The following is a 26,163-nucleotide window of genomic DNA, read 5'->3' as shown; positions in this document are numbered from 1 at the left end:
TAACTGTGTCCACCATTGTGGATAACCGTTGGAAGTGGTTGAGCAGCAGGGCTTTTCTTTAACTTGATTAAAAAGTGGGCTTATCGCGCTTCGCGATGCTTGAGCAGCAGCTCCAACGCCTCGTTGGGGTGCCGCCTCGGGCTGGTGATGGCGTAAAAATATTCCGCCAACTGGTCTGAAAACCCGACCCGCTGAAGCAGGCCAGATTTCAACTCATCCTGCACCACCACCTCGGGCAGTAAAGCCAACCAGCCACTGTCGCGTGCAATCAGGCGCAGCATGGCCATGTCGTCAATTTCTGCACGCAGTCGGGGTTTCACCCCAGCGGCCAGGCACAAGGCATCAAATTGCGCGCGCAGGGAGTGGCGGGGGCCGGGCAGGGCCATGTCCAGGTCTTGCAGGTCCTCTGGAATTCGCAACGTCACATGTTTCCAGCGTTTGGCAGGGCCCACCAAGCTGATGGTCTGGCTACCCAAAAATTGGCAGTGTAGCGGGCGGTTGGGGTCGGTCGGCACCGCTTCATTGGCCAGCACCACATCCAATTGGTGCTGCAGCAAGCGGTCCAGCAAATCATTCAATAGTCCCGACTCGATGGTCAACGTCACCTTTGGGTTGGCCAACAAGGGGCGAATCCAGTTTTCCTGATAATTTCGGGACAGGGTAGCCACGCTGCCCACACGAAGCCGAATCATGCCCTCACTGCGCCCCTCCAGGCGCCCCAACAATTCCTGCCCCAGTCCAAAAATATTGTCGGCATAGGCCAGCACAATCTGGCCGATTTCTGTCAGCTTTAATCGCCGGTTTTCCCGCTGAAACAGGGCTTCTCCCAACCGCTCTTCGAGTTGTCGAATTTGGGCCGACAAGGCCGACTGTGAGGTATGTAATTCCCGCGCTGCTTGCGTGAGGTGCCCTGTTTTGGCCACCCGCCAAAAGTAAAACAGGTGGTGAAAATTGAGTTGCTCGAGATTCATTGTTCTTCTAAATCGATGAAAAAGTTCTGATCATTGTATTTTACAGAACAAGAAAAGGCCATCATCATGGCGCCTGTTGCATTGCAGAACATCACCATGATCACACTCACTGTTTTGGCTTGGTTTTTGGGCATGGCGCCTACCCTGGCCATGCTCGCCGCCTGTGGATGGATGGCTGGACCAGCGCGTTCTCCCCGCCAGGCCTGGCGCTGCTTTTCCACGCTGTCGACGCTTGGACTGGCGTGCAGTCTGGGTGGGTTGATGTTGCCCGGCGGCGAAGTGTGGTGGTTGTTCCAACGGTCTGCGCAACAAGCTTGGATGGCGCCGTTGGTTCAAGGCCTGGGCACAGTCATTGGTGTATTCTCTGCCCGTTATTTACAAGGCGAGCCCGGTCAGCGGCGCTACGCGCTGGCCTTGGCAGGTCTACTGGCCGCAGTTCAATGTCTGTTGCTCGCTGACCATTGGTTGGTGCTCATCGGCAGTTGGGCACTGGTCGGTGTCATTTTGCGGCGGCTTCTGTGTTTTTATCCCGAGCGTCCATTTGCTCAATTGGCCGCGCACAAAAAGCAAATTGCGGACCGTTTGGCCGACGTTTGCCTGATTGCGTGTGCTGGCTTGGTCTGGTGGTCGACCGGCACGTTGCGTTTATCCGGGCTTGATGCTTACTTGTTGAGCCACAGCCCTGACGCTGCCTTGGTGTGGGCAACCTTACTATTGGCCGTTGCTGTCGTGTTACGTACAGCGCTTTTTCCGGTTCACGGTTGGCTGATTCAAGTCATGGAAGCGCCCACGCCGGTCTCGGCGATGTTACATGCTGGTGTTGTGAACCTATCCGGCTTCGTTCTGATTCGCTTGTCCACATTGCTCAGTTCAGTCCCTGCTGCACAAACCCTGCTGGTGTTTATGGGCTTGTTAACCGCCGTGCTGGCTGGCTTGGTGATGCTGACCCGCATCACCATCAAGGTGCGCTTGGCCTGGTCCACGGTGGCCCAAATGGGGTTCATGGTGGTGGAGTGTGGTCTAGGGTTGTATTCACTGGCTGCCTTGCATCTCATCGGTCATTCGCTCTACAAGGCCCATGCATTCCTGTCGGCGTCCAGTGTGGTGCAGTCTACACGGGTGCAGTTGTTGCAAGGGCAGCAGTCCATTTGGCGCCCCAGCCTGGTGTTGGCCGCACCGTTGGCGCTTGGCTTGGTGGCTTGTGTGCAATGGTGGTCTGCAGTTTGGTTTGCGCCGGTCCATTGGCCCTGGTGGTGGAGCGGCGTGCTAAGCCTGGCCTGGGCTCCCCTGTTGTGGCTTCCCAGGGCTGTACACGAGCCGCTTCGGTCAAGCCTGCACGGGTTGCTGACCGGCAGTGTGCTCGTGGCTGTGCTGACCTGGATTGCTTCGCTGGCCCATGGTCTGGGCTTCGGTACGTTGGATCAGCCCGTGCAGTCTCTCGGGCCATGGGTGCTGCTCGGCATGGCATTGCTTTACATCCTGCTGCTTGCATTGCAGTTGGGGTGGTCGGGCATGCATGTCTTTCGACGCTGGAGTTATGCCGGCTTTTACGTGGACGAATACTTCACCCGTTTGGCGCTTCGTTTTTGGCCAACTGCCTGGGGTTCCAATGCCGCCACGCGCAGCAAATAAGGATGTTTCAAGATGAATACAATCACCGACCCCACCCAACTGTATGCCAGTTACTTTGCCCAACAGGGCTGGACGGATACTGAACAGCAGGCTTTGGATGAGGCTGTGCAGCGCGCTTGTGGTGCAATCGCTCCCACCTGGCCATTGGACCAGGCCATCGCCGTCAACCCGCATTGGCAACGCATCGGCAGGCCGCTGCGCGAGGTGGCGGCGCGCATGGCCGTGCTGGCGGGTATTCGAGTGTTGCCGTCTCGCGTGGAAATTCACAAAGCCTGGCAGGCGGAACGCATTGTGCTTGCAGATTTGCAGTGGGCGATTGCACACACTGACCCAGATTCAGAAATGCCGCTGGATGCGCAGCAATGCCTGGATATGCTAGGTCATCAGCCTTTGGATGTGGCGCAACTGCCCTTGTTGATTGATGTGCTGGACGATGATCCATTACGCCACACACGTCTGTCGTGGCGTGAAGCCATTTCCCACCAAGTGAGCCAAACCTGTGCAGCCTATTTCGACCGTCAACAGGCTGATTGGCAACCTGAACGCAGCGGCGGTTTGTATGCGTTCTGGCGGGAAACGCTCACCCATGACCATGGCATTGGCGTGTTGATGGGCCTGCCTCACATGGGCCGCAGTCTGAGTGCTTTGCCGGCCACTTGGCAGGACGCCGAGCGCTGGGTGGTGCAACGCTTGGGGTTGCCGAAAGCTGTGTGGGCTGACTATCTGGAATCGGTGTTGCTGACGGTTCAGGGCTGGGCGTCTTGGTGCGCCTACCTGGGCTGGCAAGCTGGACTCAAGGGGGAGCAGGACCCTCACCTGCGTGAGTTGCTGGCCATTCGCCTGGCTTGGGGTGTGATATTGCTGGAATGCAAACACGATGCGGCCACCGAGCGGGCCTTTGCCGCATTAAAGGCGGATTGGCTTCATGCCCCTGAGCGTATACAGGCTGCTCAGCAGGCCTTGTGGGTGGATGAGGTTTGGCAAACAGCCATGGACAAGGCCTACCAGCGGGGCTTGGTTCGTACGCTCAGCACCCATCCGGCTCACGGAGTGAGCCCGGTGGCTGTGCAGGCTGCGTTTTGTATTGATGTACGCAGCGAGCCATTTCGCCGGGCACTGGAGCAGCAAAACCCAGCCATTCAAACGCTGGGTTTTGCGGGTTTTTTTGGTTTGCCGGTGGCTTACAACCCATTGGGTTCAACACTTCAACGGCCCCAATTGCCCGGCTTATTGGCACCCACCCTGTGTGTGTCGGACGAGATCGAATACCCGCAGTCCACACCGGACAACATCCGCAAATCCACTGAGCAGGCTGGGCAAGCACGTCAACGGGGGTTGCAGCGCCTGGCGCAGTGGGGTGCGGCCAGCCGTTGGCCTGGTGCGGCATACTCCTATGTGGAGGCCGCAGGCGTTGGCTATTTGGGCAAGCTCGGGCGTTGGTTGCGGCCCAGTGACGCAGCACGTCAAAGCGATGACCTTATTGGCCTGCCATCCCGTTATCGGGCCTATTGCCGGCCGGGTTTACAAACCATGGATTCGGTGGCACAGGTCGATTTGGCGGCGCGTATTCTGACTGCGATGGGCCTGACCCAGCAGCTCGCCCCGTGGGTATTGTTGGTGGGCCATGGTAGCCAAACCAGCAACAATGCCCACGCTGCCGCGTTGGACTGCGGCGCTTGCTGTGGCCAGTCGGGCGAGGTCAATGCCCGGGCGCTGGCCCGCCTGCTGAACCGGGCGGATGTACGCCAAGGGTTGGCCCAGCGGGGGTTGCCCATTCCCGCCAATACCCGGTTTGTGGGTGCCTTGCACAACACCACCACCGATGAATTGCAGGCCTTTGATCTGGATTTGTTGCCACCCGAGGCCTTGGCCGAGTGGCAGCGTGTGCAAGCCGATTTCCAAGCCGCTGGTGATGTGGTTCGCCGGCAGCGTGCAGCCAGACTGGGTTTGCCCACCGATGCGCCGGCTCAAAGCCTGTTGCAACGTTTTCGCCGCCGCGCCAATGATGGCGCTCAAACGCGCCCTGAGTGGGGTTTGGCGGGCAATGCGGCTTTCATCATGGCACCGCGCAGTCGCACCCGCGGTTTGGATTTGCAAGGCCGCGTGTTTTTGCACGACTACGACCCGGTGCAAGACCTGGACCGCAGTCTGCTTGAACTGCTCATGACAGCTCCGATGTTGGTGACTCACTGGATCAATTGGCAATACCATGCCTCCACCTGTGATCCCCAACGTTTGGGCAGCGGCAACAAATTGCTGCACAACGTGGTGGGTGGGCATATTGGCGTGTTTGAAGGCAATGGCGGTGACCTGCGGATTGGTTTGTCCACCCAATCCTTGCATGATGGGCAGCGCTGGGTTCATGACCCCGTTCGACTCACTGTGGTGATTGATGCCCCAGCAGAGGCCATCGATGCCATCCTGTACAAACACGCTGTGGTCAGCCAGTTGGTGGACAACGGTTGGTTACACCTGTGGCGGTTTGCAGGCAGCAGCGGTCTGGAAATGCGCGTTGGGCAATCTTGGCAGGTCGTGGGGTAATCCCACCCAACAACAAAAAGGCCACCGCTGGGGTGGCCTTTTAATTTCAATTGGTGGTGGGGTGGTACCCCGCATCAAACGACTATTGAAAGTACGGAATCGAAGCGCTGCGGGTTGCTGCGAACCGGAGCGAAAAGCCTGCCCGATTGTAGACCTGCAAGCAGGTTTCTCAGCCATGCTGGTCGCCGGAAACGGGCATCAAGCTCGTCTGCGATGGGATGTCGGTTCAATTCCCAAACCCTGAATCGAACCCGTGTCCGCACGGTAGTTCAAACGGTGGGCTCGGCGGCTGCGTCATTGTCGGTGGCGGGGTCGGTGAGCCGCCGAATCGTCAGTGCACAGCGTTGCTCAATCAAGGTATTGATTTGCTCAACCACGACATTGCCAGCAAAACTTTGTCCGGGGTCAAACTGGAGCTTGCGCGCCGTGGCGGGCAGTAGTTTTGTCAGGTCCAAATGCGCCGTTTGGCCTGCGTCAGTTTCCCGGCAGTCTCCAGCCGTACATACACCAAACGCTTCTGGTCATCCACCGCGTCGCAACTCCCTGACACCCCGGCCCAGCTTGCGGCGCAACAGGGCCCGCAGGGTCACCCCATCCGAGTACCCGACCTGTGCGGCGACTTGGTCGACGCTCGCGTTTCCGGTGCGCAAGAGATGCACGGCATGCTCCACGCGCAGGTCCTGGAAATACGACAGCGGTGTCTTGCCCAAAACGCTTTGCAGCCGCCGCGCCAAGGTGCGCTCGCTTGTGTCCACGGCGCTGGCCGCCTCGGCCAGCGAGAACCCCTTCGCGAGCTGACGTCTGGCCCAGCACTCGAAGCGCTCCACCATCGGGTCGGCATGTGCAAGGTGGTCGGGAATCACGAACTCGGCTTGCGAACTGCGTGCCTCGACCAGCAGATAGCGTGCCACCAGGGCCGCCAGCGCTGGACTGCGCCCCCGGATGATGCGCAAGGCCAAGTCGACATGGGCCAAAGCGGCACCCGCGGTAGTGAAGCGTGTCGAGTTCACGATCATGCGTGACTCGTCCAGCGTGACGTTCGGATAGCGCTGCCGAAACATCGGCCCCAGCCACCATGACGTCGTCGCACGATGCCCATCAAGCAGGCCACTCTCTGCAAGCAAGAAACTACCGGAGCAGGCGGCACCAAGGTGCGCGCCAGCGGTGGACCACTGCTGTAGCATGGCGACCGCATCGGGCACGTCGGGGCGTGTGAGCCGAGCCGAGAGCGTGTCAGGCATCTTGTCACCAAACGCGGGCACGAGCACGACGCCTGGTTCCGGCACACCACGCGCAGTGACCACGGGGACCGTCAAGCCTTGCGCAGTTCGGATGCGACGCCGCACGCCCACCAGCGTGAGCTCTATGTGCGCGGGAGCCTGTGGCAGCGAGCCCGACATCGCATTGGCCAAGCCCACTGTGTCAGTGAGCGCCGCAAGCCCCAGATCAAACACGCCATCACAAACAAGGATGTGGAGTTTCATGGCAACAATGATATCAAAGTTGTCATTATTGCCTATGGAGATGGCTGTCATGAAGATCTAGACTGCAGGCTCGTAAATCCCTTCACCCACTTTTCTATTTACCCAAAGGAATACAGCATGACCAAGCTCGCCCTGTTTGTTCGCCTCGAAGCTAAACCCGGCCAGGAGGCTGCGCTTGCCGACTTCTTGGCCAGTGCACTGCCGCTCGCCAACGCCGAGTCCGGCACCACGGCCTGGTTCGCATTGAAGTTTGGCCCTTCGACGTTCGGTGTGTTCGATGCCTTTGCCGATGAGGCAGGTCGCCAAGCACATCTGAACGGCCAGATCGCCGCGGCCTTGATGGCCAACGCCGCGACCTTGCTCAGTTCTCCGCCCAATATCGAGAAGGTCGAACTGCTTGCAGCCAAACTGCCTGCATGACAACCCGGCCTTGACCCAATCAGGTCACGCTGCAGGATGGGGTCACACGGCCCTACGCAGCGATCCCCCTCCAATTGCACTTGCCCAGGGAGCTACCTTCCACAGCGATTGGGGGGGGGCAATATTGCAGCCAGAACTTCCAAGCTGTGTCAGCAAGCAGGGGCAGCATCAGGGCGAGCTGAGATGTTCCGATTCGTCGGGTAACCCTTTGATCTGTATGGGCCTGCGTTGCGGACTTCGGGCCAATTTCAGGGAGCGAGGTCGGAGCGAGGAATGGCCAGGAGAGAATGAAATGTGGCCCGGAACGGGCAATTCGGGCGGCGGGCGAAGTCCGCAGGCTTCCGCAGGAGCCCCCAAGAACACGCGGGAACCGGCGCGATCAGGCAAGAAAAAACCCCAACCGAGAACGGTTGGGGTTTCATTATTGGTGGAGCCGGGGGGAATTGAACCCCCGTCCGCAAATCCTCCACTACCAGTTCTACGTGTGTAGTCGTCTTATTTGGTTTTAACGGTCTCGGTCGGGAAGCGACACCCTACCGACACCGCGAGTCGCTTGATTTAGCCCTGATTGTCGCAACCCCATCCAGAGCGATCTGATGTGCGATGACCCCACCGCAGGTTTGACCCTGCCCAGCCCATCAGCAAGCTGGTGTGAGGACTAGCGGCCCTTAGGCTGCTAGTGCAAACTGTTCGTCGTTTGCGTTTAAAGTTTTCCAGATGGATTAACGAGGTCACTGGTCCTCGACACGCCCTAATAGCTTCGCAATCCACGTCGAAACCGGATCGGCCCCAAGGGATAGCCAGTATATGGGGCTTACCCCCCAAAAAACAAGACGCGGACCCAAATCCTCAGTTTGCTTCAATGTCGATTGCTTCGACGTACACCACTTCGCAAGCGCCATCACCACTGTCGTCCCGTCGCAGTGAACTGCGCCAACGCCAGCCGTCCGGTGAGTTCACCTCCACCAAGAAGCCCTTGAGTCGCACCATCTGATGACGCCTGACATGCTTCAAAATATTGCGCACAGCATCATTGGCCGGAATCATGTGCATATTTGCAGAGGATTCCAGTATTTCCTGCTGTGGCAAGGGTGGCTCTCCTGCCCAGTGATAAAAATACCAGCGCCCCGATTGAGACACATCCATCCGCTCGTAATACACTGGGTCTGCCATTCGTCCCCAGGCCAAGGCCAAATCAACTGGAGCAATAACCGCCGCTCTGTCAAAGCGGTACTGCTCGACCGACAAAACACGGGCCCGGATTGTGAATCGAGCCAATGGGGTGATGGTGTGGTTGTTGTCAGTAAAAGGCGGGATGTTTGTGGGAGACTGCTCAGGGACTTTTTTGAACTGAATGCCAGACAATGGCTGTTGCTGGTGCTTGATGTCGTTGATGGTCACCCCATGCTGGTATAAGTTGTAGCCCAATACGGTCAGAGCAATCAGAACAATCGTTTTTGGCTTCACCTGGGCCCCAGACCGCTGTTAACAAGTCGAATCCACAGTTTGGTGAGGTGTTTCAGTGTTGACTACACCCGTTCGGGCATCAACCCAGGGTTACGGATTCAGTCTATCGACCGTTGAAGTTCGTTCACCCAGCGTTGCAACTCCTGCGTGCTGTGCACCAGTACGTCGGCCTTCCAAGCCTCGATGGTGCTGGCAATGTATCCATAACCCGCTGCAACGGTGAGCATCCCGGCCTCTCGCCCGGCGACAATGTCACGTTCGTCGTCACCGATCATGGCGCACGCTGATGGGGGTAGATTCATACGTGACGCAGCCAACAGGCAGGGTGCTGGCGATGGTTTGGCGGCTGAAGCGGTATCGCCGCCGATCAGCACTTCACAGGCGCCGAGCAACCCAAGTTCATTCAATAGTTTTTCAGCCAGGTAAAACGGTTTGTTGGTCACAACCCCCCATCGCAGTCCTTTGGCCTCCAAACCGTCCAGCAATGGCCGAATACCGGCGTAAACGGCACTTTCGCTGGCTATTCGGGCCTCGTAACGTTCCAAGAATTCCGCCCGGAAAGCGGGGAAATCGGCAAACGATGGTTCCAGGCCAAAACCGACCTTCAACAGGGCCCTGGCCCCACCTGAGGCAAGATGTTGCATGGCTGAAAGGGGTGTGACGTCCAGCCCCCGATCACTTTGCATGTCCTGAATGGTTCCACACAGGTCAGGCGCAGTGTCCACCAATGTGCCATCCAGATCAAACAGCAGGGCTGCGATCATCATGCGGGCTTGTGGCAAGCGATCATGTAATTCACATCCGTATCGCGGGCCAGTTTGTAGATTTTGGTGATCGGGTTGTAGGTCAAACCGATGATCTCCGTGGTGTCCAACCCCGCGCGGCGAGTGTACTGGGCCAATTCCGACGGTTTGATGAATTTTTCGTAGGCATGGGTGCCTTTGGGCAACAACTGCAACACATACTCGGCGCCCACAATTGCAAACATGAAGCTTTTTGGGTTGCGGTTGATGGTGGAGAAAAACAGCCATCCACCCGGTTTGCACAGCTCTGCGCAGGCTTGTACGGTTTGTGCTGGGTCGGGTACATGCTCCAGCATTTCCAGGCAAGTCACCACATCGAACTGGCTCTGTTGTTCTTGCGCCAATTGTTCTGCAGACACAGCCCGATAGGTCAGGTTCTGAACACCAGTTTCAAGTTTGTGTAACTCAGCCACTTTGAGCGATTTGTCGGCCAGGTCGATGCCCAGAACCTGTGCGCCTCTCCGAGCCATGCTTTCAGCCAGAATACCTCCGCCACAGCCCACATCCAGAACCGTTTTACCGTTCAAACCGGCTCGCTCATCAATCCAGTTCAAACGAAGAGGGTTGATTTGGTGCAGTGGTCGAAATTCACTGTTGGGGTCCCACCATTTGCTGGCCAGTGCCGAGAACTTGGCCAATTCCGTGGGGTCCACATTCGTGCTGGGTTGTGTGCTGGTGTTGCTGCTCATGACAAAACAGTAAAGGGCTGCTCAAGGCGATCAGTGTAACCGATGACAACAATAAAAAAGCCCGGCCGAAGCCGGGCTTTTCAAGGCAGAACCTTTGGGTGGCGATTACTTGGCCACTTTCTGGGTTACGTTGAATTCGATTTCAACGCGACGGTTCTTGGCGCGGCCGTCCTTGGTCTTGTTATCAGCGATAGGCTGGCTTTCGCCCATGCCCTTGATGGTGATCTTGTCAGCAGCAACGCCCTTGGACACCATGTAGTCTTTAACGGCCTGGGCACGACGCTCAGACAGCTTCTGGTTGTAGGCGTCGGTACCGATGGAGTCGGTGTGGCCGATGGCGATCACGCTGTTCAGAGTCACGTCACCCAGTTTCTGGATTTCGCTGTCAATGCGTGTCTTGCCGCCTGGCTTCAGGGTGGCCTTGTCGAAGTCGAAGTACGCGTCAGCTTCCAGCGTTACTTTGCTGATTTGTGGCTGGGGAGCGGGCGCTGGTGCGGGTGCAGGAGCAGGCTTCACAGGAGCGGGCGCTGGTGCGGCTTTCTTGGGCAGCAGGTCAGGGTCGCATTCTGCAACGGCCAAAGCGGCGGTGAAGTAGCTGGTGCGCAGGCACTCGCCGGAGCCGTCTTTCACAATTTTGCCTTGTGCATCAACCACGTAGCCAGACAGGGCTTCGTTTTTGTCGGTGGTGTGGGCCACAGCGGCGGTGGACGCGCTGCCTACAGCGACGGCCAGCAGCACTTGTGTGAGAGTCGACATTTTTTTCATTGTAGCTCCTTGGGAAAGAATAGGGATTCAAGTCGGAAAGCATTTTACAGCAGGCAATGTCACGGTAACCAGCTTATCGCCCGACTTTCTCGACACGAGTCTGCCACACTCGCTGTGTTTTTCGCAGGATTTCAGGCAGCAATTGTGCTGCTGCCCCTTGAAGTTGTTGCGCTCGCACAACTTGCCGGCCATTCACCCAAACGTCCTGAACATCGCGCGCTGCACCGCTGTAGGCCAATTTGGAGACCAAATTGTGAATGGGCAGTTGGTGTGGGTGAAGGTCGATATTGACCGTGATTAAATCAGCCAAAAAGCCAGGGGCGATTTGTCCGATGTGGTTTTCCAGGCCCAGGGCCCTGGCTGCATCCACTGTCCACGACTGAATGAGTCGATGCGCAGGCCACACTGTGGCGTCGCCACTGCTGCCTTTTGCCAGCAGGGAGGCCAAACGGCCTTCTTCCCACAGATCCAGCTTGTTGTTGCTGGCTGCGCCATCCGTGCCGACCACCACATTGACCCCTGCCGCCAGGGCTTTGGCCGTGGGGGCTAGTCCACTGGCCAGCTTGAGGTTGGAGCTTGGGCAGTGCACCAGCGAACTGCCAGCCTTTGCCATGCAGGCCAATTCTCGATCGCTCAAATGAACACCATGCACCACCAACAGGCGCTCATTGATGAGGCCCAAGCGCTCAAAGCGTTCAAAGGGCCGTTCACCGTGGCGGCTTACTGCATCGCTCACTTCGCTGGCCGTCTCGTGCAGGTGGCAGTGTATGGGCAGGTCTAGTTCTTCGGCCAGCGTGGCCAAATGCGCAAAGGTTTCGTCACTCACGGTGTAGGGAGCATGGGGCGCCACAGCCCAATGCACGGTGGGTTCATCCCGGTATTTGTCGCGTGCTTGAAGGCCCAGCTCAATGTATTGGCGGGGTTCCGCCGCGTAGCGGGTTGGAAATTCAATCACGGTGATACCCGCCACCACTCGTGCACCCACATCCAGCGCAGCTTGCACGGTTTGTTCGGGGTAAAAGTACATGTCATTGAAAGTGGTGGTGCCACCCAGCAGCATTTCAGCCGCAGCCAGCACGGCGCCGTCGTATACAAATTCACCATCGGCCAGCTCGCCCTCCAGTGGCCAAATTCGGGTTTGAAGCCAGTCATGAAGGGCCAGGTCATCGGCTGCACCCCGCAACAGGTTCATGGCCGCGTGGGTGTGGCAGTTGATCAAGCCGGGCATCAGGGCCTGGTGGGGCAGTTCAACCATGTCTGCCTGCGGAAACGCGTGGGTGAGTTCTTCCCGAGTACCCACCTGCACAATTCGATCCTGGTCAATTAAAACACACGTGTTTTCAAGTACTTCGACTGTGGGGTGGGTTTGAATCACGTGGCGGGGCGCGAGGATTTGCATGGTTGGCATCTAGTTGGGTGTGAACGCACCGGGGTGCTGCGAAGCCCTGATTTTGGCTGATACAATCAAAAGCTTGCAAGCATGGCTTCACGCCGGTCCCGCAGGGTCGGCACCCAACGCCTGTTCAACTGTTCCAGTCATTCAAAATACACACAACACACATGGATTCATTTGCAAAGGAAACGCTCCCCATCAGCCTTGAGGAGGAGATGCGGCGTTCTTATCTGGATTACGCCATGAGCGTGATCGTGGGGCGGGCCTTGCCCGATGTGCGCGATGGCTTGAAGCCTGTGCATCGGCGTGTGCTGTTTGCCATGCATGAATTGAACAACGACTGGAACCGGGCCTATAAAAAATCAGCGCGTATCGTGGGTGACGTGATCGGTAAATACCACCCCCATGGTGACTCCGCCGTGTACGACACCATTGTTCGAATGGCGCAGGACTTTTCCCTGCGCTACACGCTGGTGGATGGCCAAGGTAACTTCGGTTCGATTGACGGCGATAACGCAGCGGCCATGCGTTACACCGAAATTCGCCTGGACAAAATTGCCCATGAAATGCTGCTCGACATCGACAAGGAAACCGTTGATTTCGGCCCCAACTACGACGGCAGTGAAAAGGAACCCAAGGTGCTGCCTGCACGCTTGCCCAACCTGCTGATCAACGGTTCATCCGGCATTGCGGTGGGCATGGCCACCAACATGGCACCCCACAACTTGAAGGAAGTGGTGGCTGCTTGTCTGCATGCGATTGATCACCCGGATTGCACGGTGGATGATCTGATCGAATTCATCCCGGCTCCCGATTTTCCGACTGCTGGCATCATTTACGGCATTGCTGGGGTGCGCGAAGGATATCGCACTGGGCGCGGCCGCGTGGTGATGCGGGCCAAAACCCATTTTGAAGACATTGACCGCGGTAATCGTGTGGCCATCATTGTCGACGAGCTGCCCTATCAGGTGAACAAGAAAAGCCTGTTGGAGCGAATCGCTGAGCTGGTGTCCGAAAAGAAAATGGAAGGCATTTCCGACATCCGGGATGAGTCTGACAAAGACGGCGTGCGGGTGGTGATTGAGTTGAAACGGGGTGAAGTGCCCGAAGTGGTGCTGAACAACCTGTACAAAAACACGCAATTGCAGGACACCTTCGGCATCAACATGGTGGCCTTGGTGGACGGGCAGCCCAAGTTGCTCAACCTGCGCGAATTGATTGTTTACTTCCTGCAGCACCGTCGCGAAGTCGTAACACGCCGCACGGTGTTTGACCTGCGCAAGGCCCGCGAGCGTGGCCATGTGCTGGAGGGCTTGGCCGTGGCGCTGGCCAACATCGATGAATTCATCGCCATCATCAAGGCTGCACCCACACCGCCTGTGGCCAAGGCCGAGTTGCTGGCCCGAGGGTGGGATTCTTCCCTGGTTCGGGAAATGTTGAGCCGCACTGAGCTGGCTGATGCCGGTGGCGCAAAAGCTTTCCGTCCGGAAGGCCTGCCGGCACGACTGGGCTTGCAGGACGACGGCTTGTATCACTTGAGTGATGAGCAGGCGCAAGAAATTTTGCAGATGCGTCTTCAGCGCCTGACCGGGCTTGAGCAGGACAAGATCATCAATGAATACAAGGAAGTGATTGATCAGATTGCAGACCTGCTGGATATTTTGAGCAAACCAGCGCGTATCAATCAGATCATCAAGGATGAACTGACCGGTATCAGCAATGAATTTTCCGATGGCCGTCGTTCAACCATCGAGTTCAACGCGACCGAGCTGGGTACCGAAGACTTGATCACCCCACAAGACATGGTGGTGACACTGTCCCATTCCGGTTATGTGAAGAGCCAGCCGCTGACCGAATACCGTGCGCAAAAGCGCGGAGGCCGGGGCAAGCAAGCGGCAGCGACCAAGGAAGACGACTGGATCGACTATCTGGTGGTGGCCAATACACATGACACCATCCTGTGCTTCAGCAATGCGGGCCGGGTGTACTGGTTGAAAGTGTACGAGGTGCCACAAGGTTCGCGCACTTCACGCGGTCGCCCCATCATCAATATGCTACCGCTGGAGGAGGGTGAAAAAATAACCACCATCCTGCCAGTCAAAGAATTTGAGGATGAAAAATACGTGTTCATGGCCACCAGCCTGGGCACCGTTAAAAAGTCCAAGCTCAGCGACTTCTCCCGCCCGATGAAGCGCGGCATTATCGCGGTGAATCTGGACGAAGGCGACTACCTGATTGGCGCGGCGATGACCGATGGCCAGCACGATGTCATGCTGTTCTCCGATTCCGGCAAGGCCGTTCGCTTTGACGAAAATGATGTACGCGCCATGGGCCGCAATGCCCGTGGTGTTCGTGGCATGAATCTGGAAGAGGGCCAGCGCGTGATCGCGCTGCTGGTGGCCGAGCATGAAGGGCAGTCTGTGCTCACAGCCACACAAAATGGCTACGGCAAGCGGACCCCAGTGGCTGAATACACACGCCATGGCCGAGGCACCAAGGGCATGATTGCCATTCAAACCTCCGAACGGAATGGCAAAGTGGTGTCTGCCGTGCTGGTGGACCCGACTGACGAAATCATGTTGATCACCACGGGTGGTGTGTTGGTTCGCACCCGGGTGTCCGAAATCCGCGAAATGGGCCGCGCCACACAAGGCGTGACCTTGATCAGCGTGGATGAAGGCACATGGCTGAGCGGCTTGCAGCGCATTGTGGAGGGTGATGCTGAAGAGGAAGTCGACAGTGATGCTGACACAGGCTCAAGCGATGAGCCTGCAGAAGGTGTGTGATGAGCCGGGTCTGGAATTTTTCGGCAGGCCCCGCCGCGCTGCCTGAGTCTGTGCTGCAGCGCGCGGCTGCCGAAATGCTGGATTGGCAGGGCAAAGGCTTGTCGGTGATGGAAATGAGTCACCGCAGTCCTGAGTACATGGGTATTTTTGAGAAAACCCGTGCAGACTTCCGGGCACTGCTGAATGTGCCCGATAGCCACGAAGTGCTGTTCATGCAGGGTGGTGCGGTGGGCATGAATGCCATCATTCCACTGAATTTGCTGCAGGGCTTTGAGCAAGCGGCTTTCGTGAATACCGGTGCCTGGTCCAAAAAAACCAGCAAAGAATTTTCAAAATACGGCACCGCTCGTGTGGTGTTGGACAATGGGAATGCCGCAGCCGATGCCGCCGCCGGTGCCTATGTGCCCGATTGCGCACACCTGGCAGACAGGGTCAATGGCCAAAGCATGGCTTACCTGCACTTTTGCGACAATGAAACCATCGGTGGGGTGGAGTTCAATGGTCAGATCGAGAATCTGGCCAATGCGCTGGATTGCCCGTTGGTGGCCGATGTGTCGTCCAATATTCTGTCCCGCCAATTGGACGTGAGCCGTTATGGCGTGCTGTACGGTGGTGCCCAAAAAAATGTAGGGCCTGCCGGTGTCACCATTGTGGTGGTTCGAAAAGACCTGCTGGAGCGTGCACAACCCATTTGCCCATCCGCCTTTGAATTCAAGACCGTGGCCGACAACGGTTCCATGTACAACACGCCACCAACCTATTCCATTTACATTGCTGGATTGGTGTTTGAGTGGTTACTGGCCCAAGGTGGCGTTGCTTGGGCTGAACAGCAATCGCAGCTCAAGGCTGATGTGTTGTACAACCTGATCGACCACAGCAGCTTTTACCACTGCCCGGTGCGCAAGGCAGACCGGTCGCGCATGAACGTCCCGTTCACCTTGGCCGACGAGTCATTGAATGCCATGTTTCTGAGCAAAGCTGCTGAGCGTGGCTTGGTCCAGTTGAAGGGACATAAATCGGTGGGCGGCATGCGGGCATCCATCTACAACGCCATGCCACTGGAAGGTGTACAGGCGTTGGCTGCATTCATGCGCGAGTTTGAGCAAGAGGTGGCTTGACCATGGGCAACAGCGAAAAATCCGACGTCGACATCAACCAGGAACTGCTGAAGTTTCGGGATCAGATCGACGCCTTGGACTTGCAAATTTTAGGCTTGCTCAATCAGCGCGCGAGGCTGGCACAGGACATCGGCCATGTCAAAGCCAAAACCGATGCCCCCGTGATGCGCCCCGAGCGCGAGGCACAGGTGCTGGACAAGCTCACCAACGCCAATCAGGGGCCGTTGAGCGCCCCGCATGTCCGCACGCTGTTCAAAGAAATCATGTCGGCTTGTCGCTCCTTGGAACGTGAGGTTCACGTGGCATTCCTGGGGCCGCTGGGCACCTACAGTGAACAGGCTGTCTGGTCTTTCTTCGGCCATTGTGTACAGGCAGAGCCCGTGGAAACGATTGAAGAGGCATTTCGGCAACTGGATGCCGAGCAGGTGGACTTTGCCGTGGTGCCGGTGGAAAATTCGACAGAAGGATCAGTGGCCCGCACGCTGGACGCTCTGGTGGACAGTCATGCAAGCATTTGCGGTGAAGTGCAATTGCCAATTCATCATCAGTTGTTGACGCAAAGTGGCTCACTACAAGGCATTCAAAAAATCTGTGCGCATCCGCAGGCCTTGGCGCAATGCCGCAACTGGTTGGCTCAAAACGCACCGCAGATTCAGCAGGAAACCGTGTCCAGCAACGGCGCAGCCGCCAAGCTGGCCAGTGAAGACCCTACAGTGGCCGCAATCGCCGGACAAACAGCCCGTGAGCGGTACAGCCTAAAAGCGGTTCAAGAGCACATTCAGGACGATGCCAACAACACCACTCGTTTTTTGGTGTTGGGCAAGCAGCAGCCAGGCCCATCTGGCATCGACAAAACCAGCTTGGTGGCCTCCGTGCCCAATCAGCCGGGTGCTGTGTACAAAATGCTCGAGCCCATGAATGCCCAGAATGTATCCATGACACGGTTGGAGAGCAGGCCAGCCCGCACTGGCCGCTGGGAATATTATTTTTTTATCGATCTGCAGGGGCACCAGCAGGATGCGGCTGTGGCCAGAGCACTGGATGATTTGCGGCAATCCGCTTCATTTTTAAAAGTGCTGGGTTCTTATCCGGCTGCACAACGAACTTGACACTCTTTTGATTCACAGGTCAGTACCATGTCACAACTCACCGATCTTGCACCCCAGTTTATTCGGGCCATTGCGCCTTACAAGGCCGGCAAACCGGTATCGGATGTGGTGCGCGAGTTGGGATTGAATCCCGAGACAGTGGTCAAGTTGGCGTCCAATGAAAACCCGCTGGGATTGGGCAGCAAAGCCAAAGCGGCCATTGCACAGGCTGCAGCCGATTTGGGCCGCTATCCGGATGCCAACGGTTTTTCCCTCAAGGCCAAATTGTCGACCAGGCACAGTGTCGGGGCCGATCAAATCACCCTGGGCAATGGCTCCAACGATGTGTTGGAGTTGGCAGCCAAGGCTTTCCTCACGCAGGGCACCAATGCGGTGTTTTCGCAATATGCATTTGCCGTGTATCCCCTGGCTACCCAGGGTTGTGGTGCTCAGTCCAAGGTTGTTCCGGCGGCTAACTTGACGCACGATCTGACCGGTTTTTTGGCCGCGATTGATGACAATACCCGGGTGGTGTTCATTGCCAACCCCAACAACCCAACGGGTACATTCTTGGCGGCCGATCAGATCCGTGCCTTCCTGAAGCAGGTACCCAGCCGTGTGCTGGTGGTGCTGGATGAAGCCTATAACGAGTTCCTGAAGCCCGAGGACCAGTACGACAGCACCCAGTGGGTTGCAGAATTCCCCAATTTGCTGGTGTCCCGCAGTTTTTCAAAGGCCTATGGTTTGGCTGGCCTGCGGGTGGGTTACGCGGTCAGCAGCCCTGAAGTGGCTGATTTGCTCAACCGTGTTCGCCAGCCTTTCAATGTCAACTCGATTGCATTGGCTGCGGCCGAGGCTGCGCTGGATGATGCTGAGTTTCTTCAGCTGACTTATGAAACAAATCAGCAGGGCCTGAACTTGTTGCAATCCGCGTTTGAACGCATGGGGCTGCCCTACGTGCCGTCCTACGGTAATTTTGTGTTGGTGAAAGTGGGCAACAGCGACGATGCAGGTCTGAAGGTGTTCGATGCCTTGCAGCGCCTGGGCGTGATCGTGCGGCCTGTCAACAATTATGGCTTGCCCCAGTGGCTGCGCATTTCGATTGGTTTGCCAGCCGAGAACCAGCGATTTCTCGATGCGCTCCCCGAAGCATTGAAGGTGTTGGGTTAATTCATGGTCAGCAAGCCTCGGCATTTTCAGCGCATGCTGGCCATTGGCGTGGGCCTCATCGGCGGGTCCATTTGCCTGTCCGCCAAACAGAGAGGCCTGGTTGGCCATGTGCTGGGTTATTCCCGGCGCTTGGAGACGGCGCATGAAGCGCTTCGTCTCGGTTTGATTGATGAATGCGTGGTCGGCCCCGGTGATTCCAACCTGCGCACGGTAGAGGCGGTGGTACTGTCCATTCCGGTGCAGCAGTACAAGCCCGTGTTGACGCAATTTTTGCCGGTGTTGCCTGCCAACTGTGTGTTTTTCGATGCGGGTAGTACCAAGGCCGATGTGGTGGATGTGCTGAATGAATTGGAACATGCATTTCCAGGCTTGAAAGCGCGTTTTGTGCCCGCCCATCCGATTGCTGGTGGCGAGAGCCATGGCCCGCATGCAGCCGTGGCAGGTCTGTTTGAAAATCGCAATTGTGTGCTAACGCCGATGGAACAAACCCACACCGCGCATGTGCACAAGGTCGAATCGTTTTGGCAGGCCCTGGGAGCCCGGGTGTCTTTTATGGCGGCGCTGGACCATGATGAAATGTTTGGCACCGTTAGCCACTTGCCGCATTTTCTGGCATTTGCCTACGTGGCGAGCGTGTTGAATCACCCCAAGGGTGCGCAATTCATGAAAGAAGGCGGTGCCGGTTACCGCGACTTCACAAGGATTGCAGCCAGCTCGCCTGAAATGTGGGCAGACATTTTCCAGAACAACAGCAAGGCCTTGCTGGATGCGCTGAGTGCTTTTGAAGCCACCAGCGCCAGGCTGCGCAATGCGATTGAAAACGACGACAGAAGCACCTTGGAACGCGTGCTGTCCGAGGCTGCAGCTTACCGCAGCCAATGGACCCAAAAGTAGAGGTCCTGGTTCACAGCCACGACATCCATCAACCCGAGAACCTGTATGGCCACCGATTTAAATCTGATTGAATTCCATGCCGGCAGCACGAGCGCCATGACAGGCAGTGCTCGTGTGCCGGGCGATAAATCCATCTCCCACCGTTCCATCATGATGGGGTCGATTGCCGATGGCATCACCGAAGTGGACGGTTTCCTGGAAGGTGAAGACGCGATTTCCACCATGAATGCGTTTCGCGCCATGGGCGTTCGTATTGATGGGCCTGATCAAGGGCGTGTGAAAGTACATGGCGTTGGCTTGCATGGTTTGAAACAGCCCGCTGCACCGCTGGATTGCGGCAACAGTGGTACGTCCATGCGGCTCATTTCCGGCTTGCTGGCCGGTCAGGGGTTTGATGTGGAACTGGTGGGCGATGCCAGCCTCTCCAAACGACCCATGAAGCGTGTCATGGACCCATTGGCTTTGATGGGCGCACAGATTGAGGCGCAAGAAGGTGGGCGTCCACCCTTGAAAATCAAAGCCAACAAGGCGTTGAAAGCGATTTCATACACCCTGCCCATGGCTTCGGCGCAGGTGAAAAGTTGTGTGCTGCTGGCTGGTCTGTATGCAGATGGCGTGACTGAAACAACAGAACCTGCCGTCACGCGCGACCACACCGAGCGCATGTTGCGCGGCTTTGGTGTCCACGTTGAAACAGAAGGCCCAACAGCCCGTGTTCGCGGTGGGCAGCGCCTGAAGGCGACCAGGATTGATGTGCCATCCGATATTTCTTCTGCAGCGTTTTTCATGGTGGCTGCCAGCATTTGCGAGCAGGCCGACATCACCCTCAGGCATGTGGGTCTGAACCCCACGCGCACCGGTGTGATTGACATTCTGAAGCTGATGGGCGCCAACATCGAACTGTCCAACCACGCCGTGGTTGGCGGCGAACCTGTGGCTGATGTCCACATTCGCAGTGCTCAACTGAAGGGCATCCAAATTCCAGAAGAACTGGTGCCATTGGCCATTGATGAATTTCCCGTGATTTTTGTGGCGGCAGCCAATGCGGTGGGCACCACGGTGTTGACCGGCGCGGAAGAACTCCGTGTGAAAGAATCAGACCGCATTGCGGTGATGGCTGACGGTTTGAAGGCCTGTGGTGTGAATGCGCGACCAACCGCCGACGGCATGGTCATTGAAGGCTTGGGTGGCAAGCCCGGCTTGCGCTACAACGCGACCGACATTGAATCGCAAGGCGACCATCGCATCGCCATGTCGTTCACCGTCGCCGCCATCCGCGCGCTGGGCACGATGCGCATTCGTGGCGCGCAAACCGTGGACACCTCGTTTCCTGGTTTTGTGGCGTTGTGTCAGTCGTTGGGCATGGCTGTTCAGTCCGTGAAGGTTGGGCCATGATTCCCGTGATTGCCATTGATGGCCCCACCGCCTCGGGCAAGGGCACCGTAGCCAGCCTGGTGGCTGGCCGATTGGGCTTTCATTATCTGGACAGTGGGGCGATTTACCGGGTGTTGGCGGTGGCTGCTGCACGGGCCGGTATAACACCGTCTTGCGCAGCGGATCTTCCGTCGCTCATTCAGATGTCTTGGTCATTGCCCGTGGCGTTCCAGGGTGAACGCGTGCTGCTGTCGGGTGTGGATGTGTCATCAGAGATCCGCACCGAGCAGGCTGGATTGATGGCTTCCCAACTGGCCGTGGTGCCCGAGATTCGCGCAGGCCTGCTGCAGCGCCAACGCGATTTTCGGCAGGCCCCTGGCTTGGTGGCCGACGGCCGTGACATGGGCTCGGTGGTGTTTGCCGATGCCAAGCTCAAAATCTTTTTAACCGCCAGCGCCAAAGTACGGGCTGAACGGCGTGTGAAGCAAATTGAAGGGCGGGGTCAGCAGGCCAGTTTTCAGGCCATCTACGACGACCTGGTGGCGCGTGATGAACGGGACATGCAGCGGGCTGTGGCACCGCTCAAACCCTATCCGGATTCCCGGGTGTTGGATTGTTCCGACATCGGGGTTGAGCAAGTGGTCAACACCATCATCGATTGGTATTTAAACGCTTGATGATTCAAGCTTTTTTTGTTACCATTCAAGCCCCTGTAATTCGGATGTCTGCCTAAATTTTAGGCGCCCTGTCCGTGTTTCGGGGAAGCCGTGCCAGCACATGGTGTGCCGGTGCGTTTTAAAACTCCGCTCTTGCGCCAGCATGGGCGTGTCAACACCAACCGTTATGACCGCAACTCAAACTACCCAAGCCCCCGAAAGTTTTGCAGCACTGTTCGAAGAAAGCCTCATGCGCAAAGAAATGCGCACAGGCGAAGTGATCACCGCCGAAGTTGTGCGTGTGGACTACAACTATGTGGTTGTGAACGCCGGGCTGAAATCTGAAAGTTACATCCCCATCGAAGAATTCAAGGACGACCACGGCAACCTGGATGTTGCTGAAGGTGCGTTCATCTCCGTGGCCATCGAATCCCTGGAAGACGGCTATGGCGAAACCCGCCTGTCCCGCGACAAGGCCAAGCGCCTGTCAGCATGGCTGAGCCTGGAGCAAGCGCTGGAATCCGGCGAACTGGTCACCGGTACCATCACTGGCAAGGTGAAGGGTGGTCTTACAGTGATGGTGAACTCCATCCGCGCTTTCCTGCCAGGTTCTCTGGTTGACGTGCGCCCTGTAAAGGACACCACACCATTCGAAGGCAAAACCCTCGAATTCAAAGTCATTAAGCTGGACCGCAAGCGCAACAACGTGGTGCTGAGCCGCCGTGCTGTTGTTGAGGCCACCATGGGTGAAGAGCGCGAGAAGCTCCTCTCCAACCTGCAGGAAGGTTCGGTGGTCAAGGGTATCGTCAAGAACATCACCGACTACGGCGCATTCGTGGACCTGGGTGGTATCGACGGTCTGTTGCACATCACCGACCTGGCATGGCGCCGCGTACGCCACCCTTCCGAGGTGCTGACCGTGGGCGAAGAAATCGAAGCCAAGGTTCTGAAGTTCGACCAGGACAAAAACCGTGTGTCCCTGGGTGTGAAGCAGCTGGGCGAAGACCCATGGGTCGGTCTGTCCCGTCGCTACCCCGCACAGACTCGTCTGTTCGGCAAAGTGACCAACATCACCGACTACGGCGCATTTGTTGAAGTGGAGCAGGGCATTGAAGGCTTGGTTCACGTGTCCGAAATGGACTGGACCAACAAGAACGTGGATCCCAAGAAAGTGGTTACTTTGGGTGATGAAGTCGAAGTCATGGTTCTGGAAATCGACGAAGAGCGTCGCCGGATCAGTCTGGGCATGAAACAGTGCAAGGCCAACCCTTGGGAAGAGTTCTCCACATCCTTCAAGAAGGGTGACAAGGTGTCTGGCGCCATCAAATCCATCACCGACTTCGGCGTGTTCATCGGCCTGCCTGGTGGCATTGACGGCCTGGTGCACCTGTCCGACCTGTCCTGGAACGAAACCGGTGAAGAAGCTGTTCGCCGCTTCAAGAAAGGCGACGAAGTGGAAGCCTTGGTATTGGCCATCGACACTGAGCGTGAGCGCATCAGCTTGGGTATCAAGCAACTGTCTGGCGACCCCTTTACCGTGTTTGCATCGTCCAACGACCGTGGTTCCATGGTGACCGGCAAGGCCAAGGCGGTGGATGCCAAGGGCGTGGTGGTTGACCTGGGTGATGACGTCGAGGGTTACCTGCGTGCTTCCGAAATCTCCAACGATCGTGTTGAAGATGCTCGCAACGCATTCAACGAAGGTGACACGGTCACAGCCATGGTGTTGAACATTGATCGCAAGAGCCGCTCCATTGCCCTGTCGATCAAAGCCAAAGACCAGGCTGATACCGATGAAGCATTGAAGAAAATTGCCGATGAAAGCGCAGGCTCTGCTGGCACAACCAGCCTGGGCGCGCTGCTGAAAGCCAAGCTGGGCAATCAGTAATCGTGTGTAATGGTGCGGCTGTCCGGCATGTGCCGGGCGGCCGCACTGTTTTCTAGGTCGTATTTTTGTATTCAACATGTGCTGCTCCTTTGGGGCAACACGCTGATGCCAACAACAATGACAAAATCAGAACTCATCAACCAGTTGGTCAAGCGGTTTCCCAAACTGCCGGTTCGGGACACTGACTTTGCCGTCAAAAGCATTCTGGACACCATGACGCAAGCCCTGGCTGATGGTCAGCGCATCGAGATTCGTGGTTTTGGCAGCTTTTCCCTGACCAAGCGCCCCCAGCGAGTGGGTCGCAATCCAAAGTCTGGCGAGCAGGTGGTTGTGCCTGAAAAGCGCGTGCCTCACTTCAAGCCGGGCAAAGAGTTGCGCGAGCGAGTTGATTTATACTCCAAGAAACAGAGTTGATCTGATTGCGCCATCGACCTGTTCAGCGCATGGGCAGGTACTGGAGTGCCAACTGAGGAGCCCTTGAGTTGGCGTCGGTCGCGCAACGGCGCACCATCATCGTCAAAGGGGACTCACATTGAAAGCAATCGCTTGGGTGGTGCGCATCGCACTGTTCCTGGTCGTTCTGACCTTCTCCATCCGAAATACCGACGTGGTGATCGTGAAGTGGTTGCCTGGCCTTGAAATCCAGGTCCAACTGGTGGTGGCTTTGCTCACAGCATTTCTGTGTGGTGCTGCTTTTGCCTGGGTTTCTCTCTTGCCATCCTGGTTTCGCGCCAAACGAGCGGCATCCTCAGCCACCAAGGCATTGGAGCGTGTAGAACGAGAGCAGTCCAGGCCAAACCGGCCAAACTCTGGCGGCGTTTCGGGTGCTGCAGATGAGGCTGTGGTCTTGCCGGTGGGGCCAACGCATGGAATTTGAAACCTGGTGGTTGGTCCTGATCCCGGTTCTGTTCAGCCTGGGGTGGTTGGCAGCCCGACTGGACCGACGGTCCGACGAGAACACGCAGGAGCAAGTTCCGACGTCGTATTTCAAAGGGGTCAACTTCTTGTTGAGCGAGCAGCCTGACAAGGCCATCGACGCATTCCTTGAGGTCGCTTCGATTGATACCCACACCGTGGAACTGCATTTCGCGCTGGCCAATCTCTTTCGGAAAAAAGGTGAAGTAGACCGTGCCATTCGCGTTCACCAGTTTTTAAGCACGCGGGAACAAATCAAACAGTCCGAGCGCGAGCGGGCCACCTATGAGTTGGGCGTCGATTTCCTGCGAGCGGGTATTTTGGACCGGGCTGAGAAGGCGTTTTTCAGTCTGGCTGCCACTGACCTGAAGGCTGACGCAGCCCGTCAGCTGCTCGAGCTCTACGAATTGGAAAAAGCGTGGGACAAAGCCATCGAGCAGGCTCACAAGCTGCGTGAATTCGGTGCGCCCATCCCGTCCGGGGACATCGCTCACTTTTATTGTGAGCAAGCCCAACAAGCCGTGGATGATGGTCGCTTTGATGATGCGCGGCAGGGCCTTCAAAATGCCTTGCTGAGTGAGCCAAAAAACGTGCGAGCGTCCCTGCTGCTCGGGGAAATTTACTTTCAGCAAGGGCATTTTGAAGAGGCCATCGCCCAGTGGCGCAGTGCTGAAAAGCAGAACCCCTGGTATTTGCCTTTGGTGGGCCCAAAAATGTGGGAAGCCTTCAAAAGGCTCAGTCGCATGGATGAGGGTATCGAAGCTTTGCAAACCTATTGCAGCATGTATCCCTCCATCGATTTGCTGCTCGTTCTGGCCAAGGCGATTGAAGAAGCCAGAGGCCCCGCTGCAGCGTTCGTGTTGTTGCGCGACCAAGTGCGAGCAAGGCCCAGTTTGCTGGGGCTGGACAAGCTTTTGGAACATCAGCTGCGCGACATGAATGATGACGAGCGTAGCCAGGATTTGCGTTTAACGCGTGAGTTGATTTCCAAACACACCCAGCGGCTGGAACGCTACCGTTGTCAGCACTGTGGGTTTCAGGCCAAAAAATTTTACTGGCAATGCCCAGGGTGTGCACACTGGGATTCCATTGTTCCCCGGCGTGCCGAGGAACTGGATTTTTACCCCGTACCCCTGAAGAAAACAGCCTGAATCGGCTTATAACAACACTCTGATCGAGACAAGCATGGTGGACACTCGCACTTTCTCAAAGGCCAGCATTCTGGTGGTTGGCGATGTGATGCTGGACCGGTATTGGTTCGGTGATGTGGAGCGTATTTCCCCCGAAGCACCCGTGCCTGTTCTGTTGGTGGGCAATCGGGATGAACGGCTCGGAGGTGCAGCCAACGTGGCCATCAACGCCGCTTCGCTGGGTGCGAAGCTCTGTTTGATGGGGGTGGTCGGTCATGATGAGCCTGGTCAAACCGTTGAGACCATGCTTGAACAGGCTGGTGTGCAATCCCGCCTTTTGCATGATCCCCAGTTTCCAACCATTGTCAAACTGCGGGTGATAGCCCGGCAGCAGCAGTTGGTGCGCATCGATTTTGAAGAACGCCCCAGCGCTGAGCACCTGTCGACCAAAATGGAGTTGTTTGAGCAGGAGTACGCCAAGCATGATGTTGTGGTGTTCTCTGACTATGGCAAAGGTGCGCTGGAGCATGTGGCCGACATGATTGCCCTGTGTAAACAGGCGGGCAAAACCACGCTGGTGGACCCCAAGGGGGATGACTATGCCAAGTATGCGGGTGCATCGGTGTTGACACCCAACCGCTCGGAATTCAGGCAGGTGATGGGCAGTTGGAAAACCGAGGCTGAACTGCATGAAAAAGCGCAAATATTGCGGGCTCGCCTGAACCTGGGTGCCCTGCTATTGACGCGCTCTGAAGAGGGCATGACACTGTTCAATGGCGAGGGCGCTTTTCATGTGCCCGCGCAGGCCCGCGAGGTGTTTGACGTGTCCGGTGCAGGCGATACGGTGATTGCCACCCTGGCGTGTGCCATCGGTGCCGGTATGCCGTTGCCAGACAGCGTGGCACTGGCCAACAAAGCGGGTGGCGTGGTGGTCGGCAAGCTGGGCACTGCCGTGATTCTGCCCCATGAATTGAACTGA

Annotated in this window: 23 protein-coding genes and 1 other RNA gene; 15 read left to right on the top strand and 9 right to left on the bottom strand. The window is 57.1% G+C overall.

Translation table 11 applies throughout. The features are described from left to right. Positions 1-80: 80 nt before the first annotated feature. Positions 81-971 (bottom strand): LysR family transcriptional regulator, encoded by an 891-nt coding sequence (locus NQT62_RS09170; RefSeq protein WP_256764383.1) that lies wholly within the window; start codon positions 969-971, stop codon positions 81-83. Positions 972-1,037: 66 nt separating this feature from the next. Here NQT62_RS09170 and NQT62_RS09165 point away from each other — a divergent pair, with 66 nt between their 5' ends. Next, positions 1,038-2,603 (top strand): NADH-quinone oxidoreductase subunit L, encoded by a 1,566-nt coding sequence (locus tag NQT62_RS09165; RefSeq protein ID WP_256764382.1) that lies wholly within the window; start codon positions 1,038-1,040, stop codon positions 2,601-2,603. A 12-nt stretch (positions 2,604-2,615) separates the two neighbouring features. After that, positions 2,616-5,144, top strand: coding sequence for a YbcC family protein (locus NQT62_RS09160; protein WP_256764381.1), 2,529 nt, complete (start codon positions 2,616-2,618; stop codon positions 5,142-5,144). Between the two features lie 269 nt (positions 5,145-5,413). Here NQT62_RS09160 and NQT62_RS09155 read toward each other — a convergent pair whose 3' ends face one another. Both NQT62_RS09155 and NQT62_RS09150 read right to left on the bottom strand, forming a co-directional pair. Further along, the gene (locus NQT62_RS09155) at positions 5,414-5,599 is read right to left on the bottom strand and encodes a hypothetical protein (RefSeq protein ID WP_256764380.1); all 186 of its coding nucleotides are present in this window, start codon (positions 5,597-5,599) and stop codon (positions 5,414-5,416) included. 66 nt (positions 5,600-5,665) lie between these two features. Next, positions 5,666-6,679 carry a GlxA family transcriptional regulator gene (locus NQT62_RS09150; protein WP_256764379.1) on the bottom strand — a complete coding sequence of 338 codons (1,014 nt, stop codon included), beginning with the start codon at positions 6,677-6,679 and terminating at the stop codon, positions 5,666-5,668. Positions 6,680-6,745: 66 nt separating this feature from the next. Here NQT62_RS09150 and NQT62_RS09145 point away from each other — a divergent pair, with 66 nt between their 5' ends. Continuing rightward, on the top strand, positions 6,746-7,048 hold the full coding sequence (locus NQT62_RS09145) for a putative quinol monooxygenase (RefSeq protein WP_007182542.1): 303 nt from the start codon (positions 6,746-6,748) through the stop codon (positions 7,046-7,048). A 425-nt stretch (positions 7,049-7,473) separates the two neighbouring features. Here NQT62_RS09145 and ssrA read toward each other — a convergent pair. From ssrA to NQT62_RS09115, 6 genes are all read right to left on the bottom strand, one after another. Beyond that, positions 7,474-7,839: a transfer-messenger RNA gene (gene ssrA, locus NQT62_RS09140) on the bottom strand. Positions 7,840-7,897: 58 nt separating this feature from the next. Next, on the bottom strand, positions 7,898-8,515 hold the full coding sequence (locus NQT62_RS09135) for a hypothetical protein (RefSeq protein ID WP_256764378.1): 618 nt from the start codon (positions 8,513-8,515) through the stop codon (positions 7,898-7,900). A gap of 98 nt (positions 8,516-8,613) precedes the next feature. Further along, the gene (locus NQT62_RS09130) at positions 8,614-9,282 is read right to left on the bottom strand and encodes an HAD family hydrolase (protein WP_256764377.1); all 669 of its coding nucleotides are present in this window, start codon (positions 9,280-9,282) and stop codon (positions 8,614-8,616) included. After that, positions 9,279-10,007, bottom strand: a complete 729-nt coding sequence (gene ubiG / locus NQT62_RS09125) for a bifunctional 2-polyprenyl-6-hydroxyphenol methylase/3-demethylubiquinol 3-O-methyltransferase UbiG (RefSeq protein ID WP_256764376.1) — start codon at positions 10,005-10,007, stop codon at positions 9,279-9,281. Before ubiG ends, NQT62_RS09130 begins: the two co-directional genes overlap by 4 nt. A 105-nt stretch (positions 10,008-10,112) precedes the next feature. Then, entirely contained in the window at positions 10,113-10,763 is a 651-nt protein-coding gene (gene ompA, locus NQT62_RS09120) for an outer membrane protein OmpA (protein WP_256764375.1), read from the bottom strand. Positions 10,764-10,845: 82 nt separating this feature from the next. Then, positions 10,846-12,171: an amidohydrolase family protein gene (locus NQT62_RS09115; RefSeq protein ID WP_256764374.1), complete on the bottom strand. Its 1,326-nt coding sequence runs from the start codon at positions 12,169-12,171 to the stop codon at positions 10,846-10,848. A 161-nt stretch (positions 12,172-12,332) separates the two neighbouring features. Here NQT62_RS09115 and gyrA point away from each other — a divergent pair, with 161 nt between their 5' ends. From gyrA to rfaE1, 12 genes are all read left to right on the top strand, one after another. After that, positions 12,333-14,951 (top strand): DNA gyrase subunit A, encoded by a 2,619-nt coding sequence (gene gyrA, locus NQT62_RS09110; RefSeq protein ID WP_256764373.1) that lies wholly within the window; start codon positions 12,333-12,335, stop codon positions 14,949-14,951. Then, positions 14,951-16,069, top strand: coding sequence for a 3-phosphoserine/phosphohydroxythreonine transaminase (serC, locus tag NQT62_RS09105; RefSeq protein WP_256764372.1), 1,119 nt, complete (start codon positions 14,951-14,953; stop codon positions 16,067-16,069). The genes gyrA and serC overlap by 1 nt, the downstream gene beginning before the upstream one ends. 2 nt (positions 16,070-16,071) lie before the next feature. Beyond that, complete coding sequence (gene pheA, locus NQT62_RS09100; RefSeq protein ID WP_256764371.1) at positions 16,072-17,178, top strand: prephenate dehydratase; 1,107 nt, start codon at positions 16,072-16,074, stop codon at positions 17,176-17,178. 27 nt (positions 17,179-17,205) lie between these two features. After that, on the top strand, positions 17,206-18,327 hold the full coding sequence (gene hisC / locus NQT62_RS09095) for a histidinol-phosphate transaminase (protein ID WP_256764370.1): 1,122 nt from the start codon (positions 17,206-17,208) through the stop codon (positions 18,325-18,327). A 3-nt stretch (positions 18,328-18,330) separates the two neighbouring features. Then, positions 18,331-19,221 (top strand): prephenate dehydrogenase, encoded by an 891-nt coding sequence (locus tag NQT62_RS09090; RefSeq protein ID WP_256764369.1) that lies wholly within the window; start codon positions 18,331-18,333, stop codon positions 19,219-19,221. 45 nt (positions 19,222-19,266) lie between these two features. Next, on the top strand, positions 19,267-20,616 hold the full coding sequence (gene aroA / locus NQT62_RS09085) for a 3-phosphoshikimate 1-carboxyvinyltransferase (RefSeq protein ID WP_256764368.1): 1,350 nt from the start codon (positions 19,267-19,269) through the stop codon (positions 20,614-20,616). Beyond that, entirely contained in the window at positions 20,613-21,272 is a 660-nt protein-coding gene (cmk, locus tag NQT62_RS09080) for a (d)CMP kinase (protein ID WP_256764367.1), read from the top strand. The genes aroA and cmk overlap by 4 nt, the downstream gene beginning before the upstream one ends. A 166-nt stretch (positions 21,273-21,438) precedes the next feature. Then, positions 21,439-23,139, top strand: a complete 1,701-nt coding sequence (gene rpsA, locus NQT62_RS09075) for a 30S ribosomal protein S1 (RefSeq protein WP_256764366.1) — start codon at positions 21,439-21,441, stop codon at positions 23,137-23,139. A gap of 117 nt (positions 23,140-23,256) precedes the next feature. After that, positions 23,257-23,553 carry an integration host factor subunit beta gene (locus NQT62_RS09070; RefSeq protein WP_256764365.1) on the top strand — a complete coding sequence of 99 codons (297 nt, stop codon included), beginning with the start codon at positions 23,257-23,259 and terminating at the stop codon, positions 23,551-23,553. A gap of 118 nt (positions 23,554-23,671) precedes the next feature. After that, positions 23,672-24,016 carry a LapA family protein gene (locus NQT62_RS09065; RefSeq protein ID WP_256764364.1) on the top strand — a complete coding sequence of 115 codons (345 nt, stop codon included), beginning with the start codon at positions 23,672-23,674 and terminating at the stop codon, positions 24,014-24,016. Beyond that, positions 24,006-25,205, top strand: coding sequence for a lipopolysaccharide assembly protein LapB (gene lapB, locus NQT62_RS09060; RefSeq protein ID WP_256764363.1), 1,200 nt, complete (start codon positions 24,006-24,008; stop codon positions 25,203-25,205). Before NQT62_RS09065 ends, lapB begins: the two co-directional genes overlap by 11 nt. Positions 25,206-25,239: 34 nt before the next feature. After that, positions 25,240-26,163 (top strand): D-glycero-beta-D-manno-heptose-7-phosphate kinase, encoded by a 924-nt coding sequence (gene rfaE1, locus NQT62_RS09055; RefSeq protein WP_256764362.1) that lies wholly within the window; start codon positions 25,240-25,242, stop codon positions 26,161-26,163.

Origin of the sequence: Limnobacter humi (assembly GCF_024518835.1) — a bacterium.
Taxonomy (GTDB): domain Bacteria; phylum Pseudomonadota; class Gammaproteobacteria; order Burkholderiales; family Burkholderiaceae_B; genus Limnobacter; species Limnobacter humi.
This window is presented reverse-complemented; position numbering and strand designations above follow the sequence as displayed.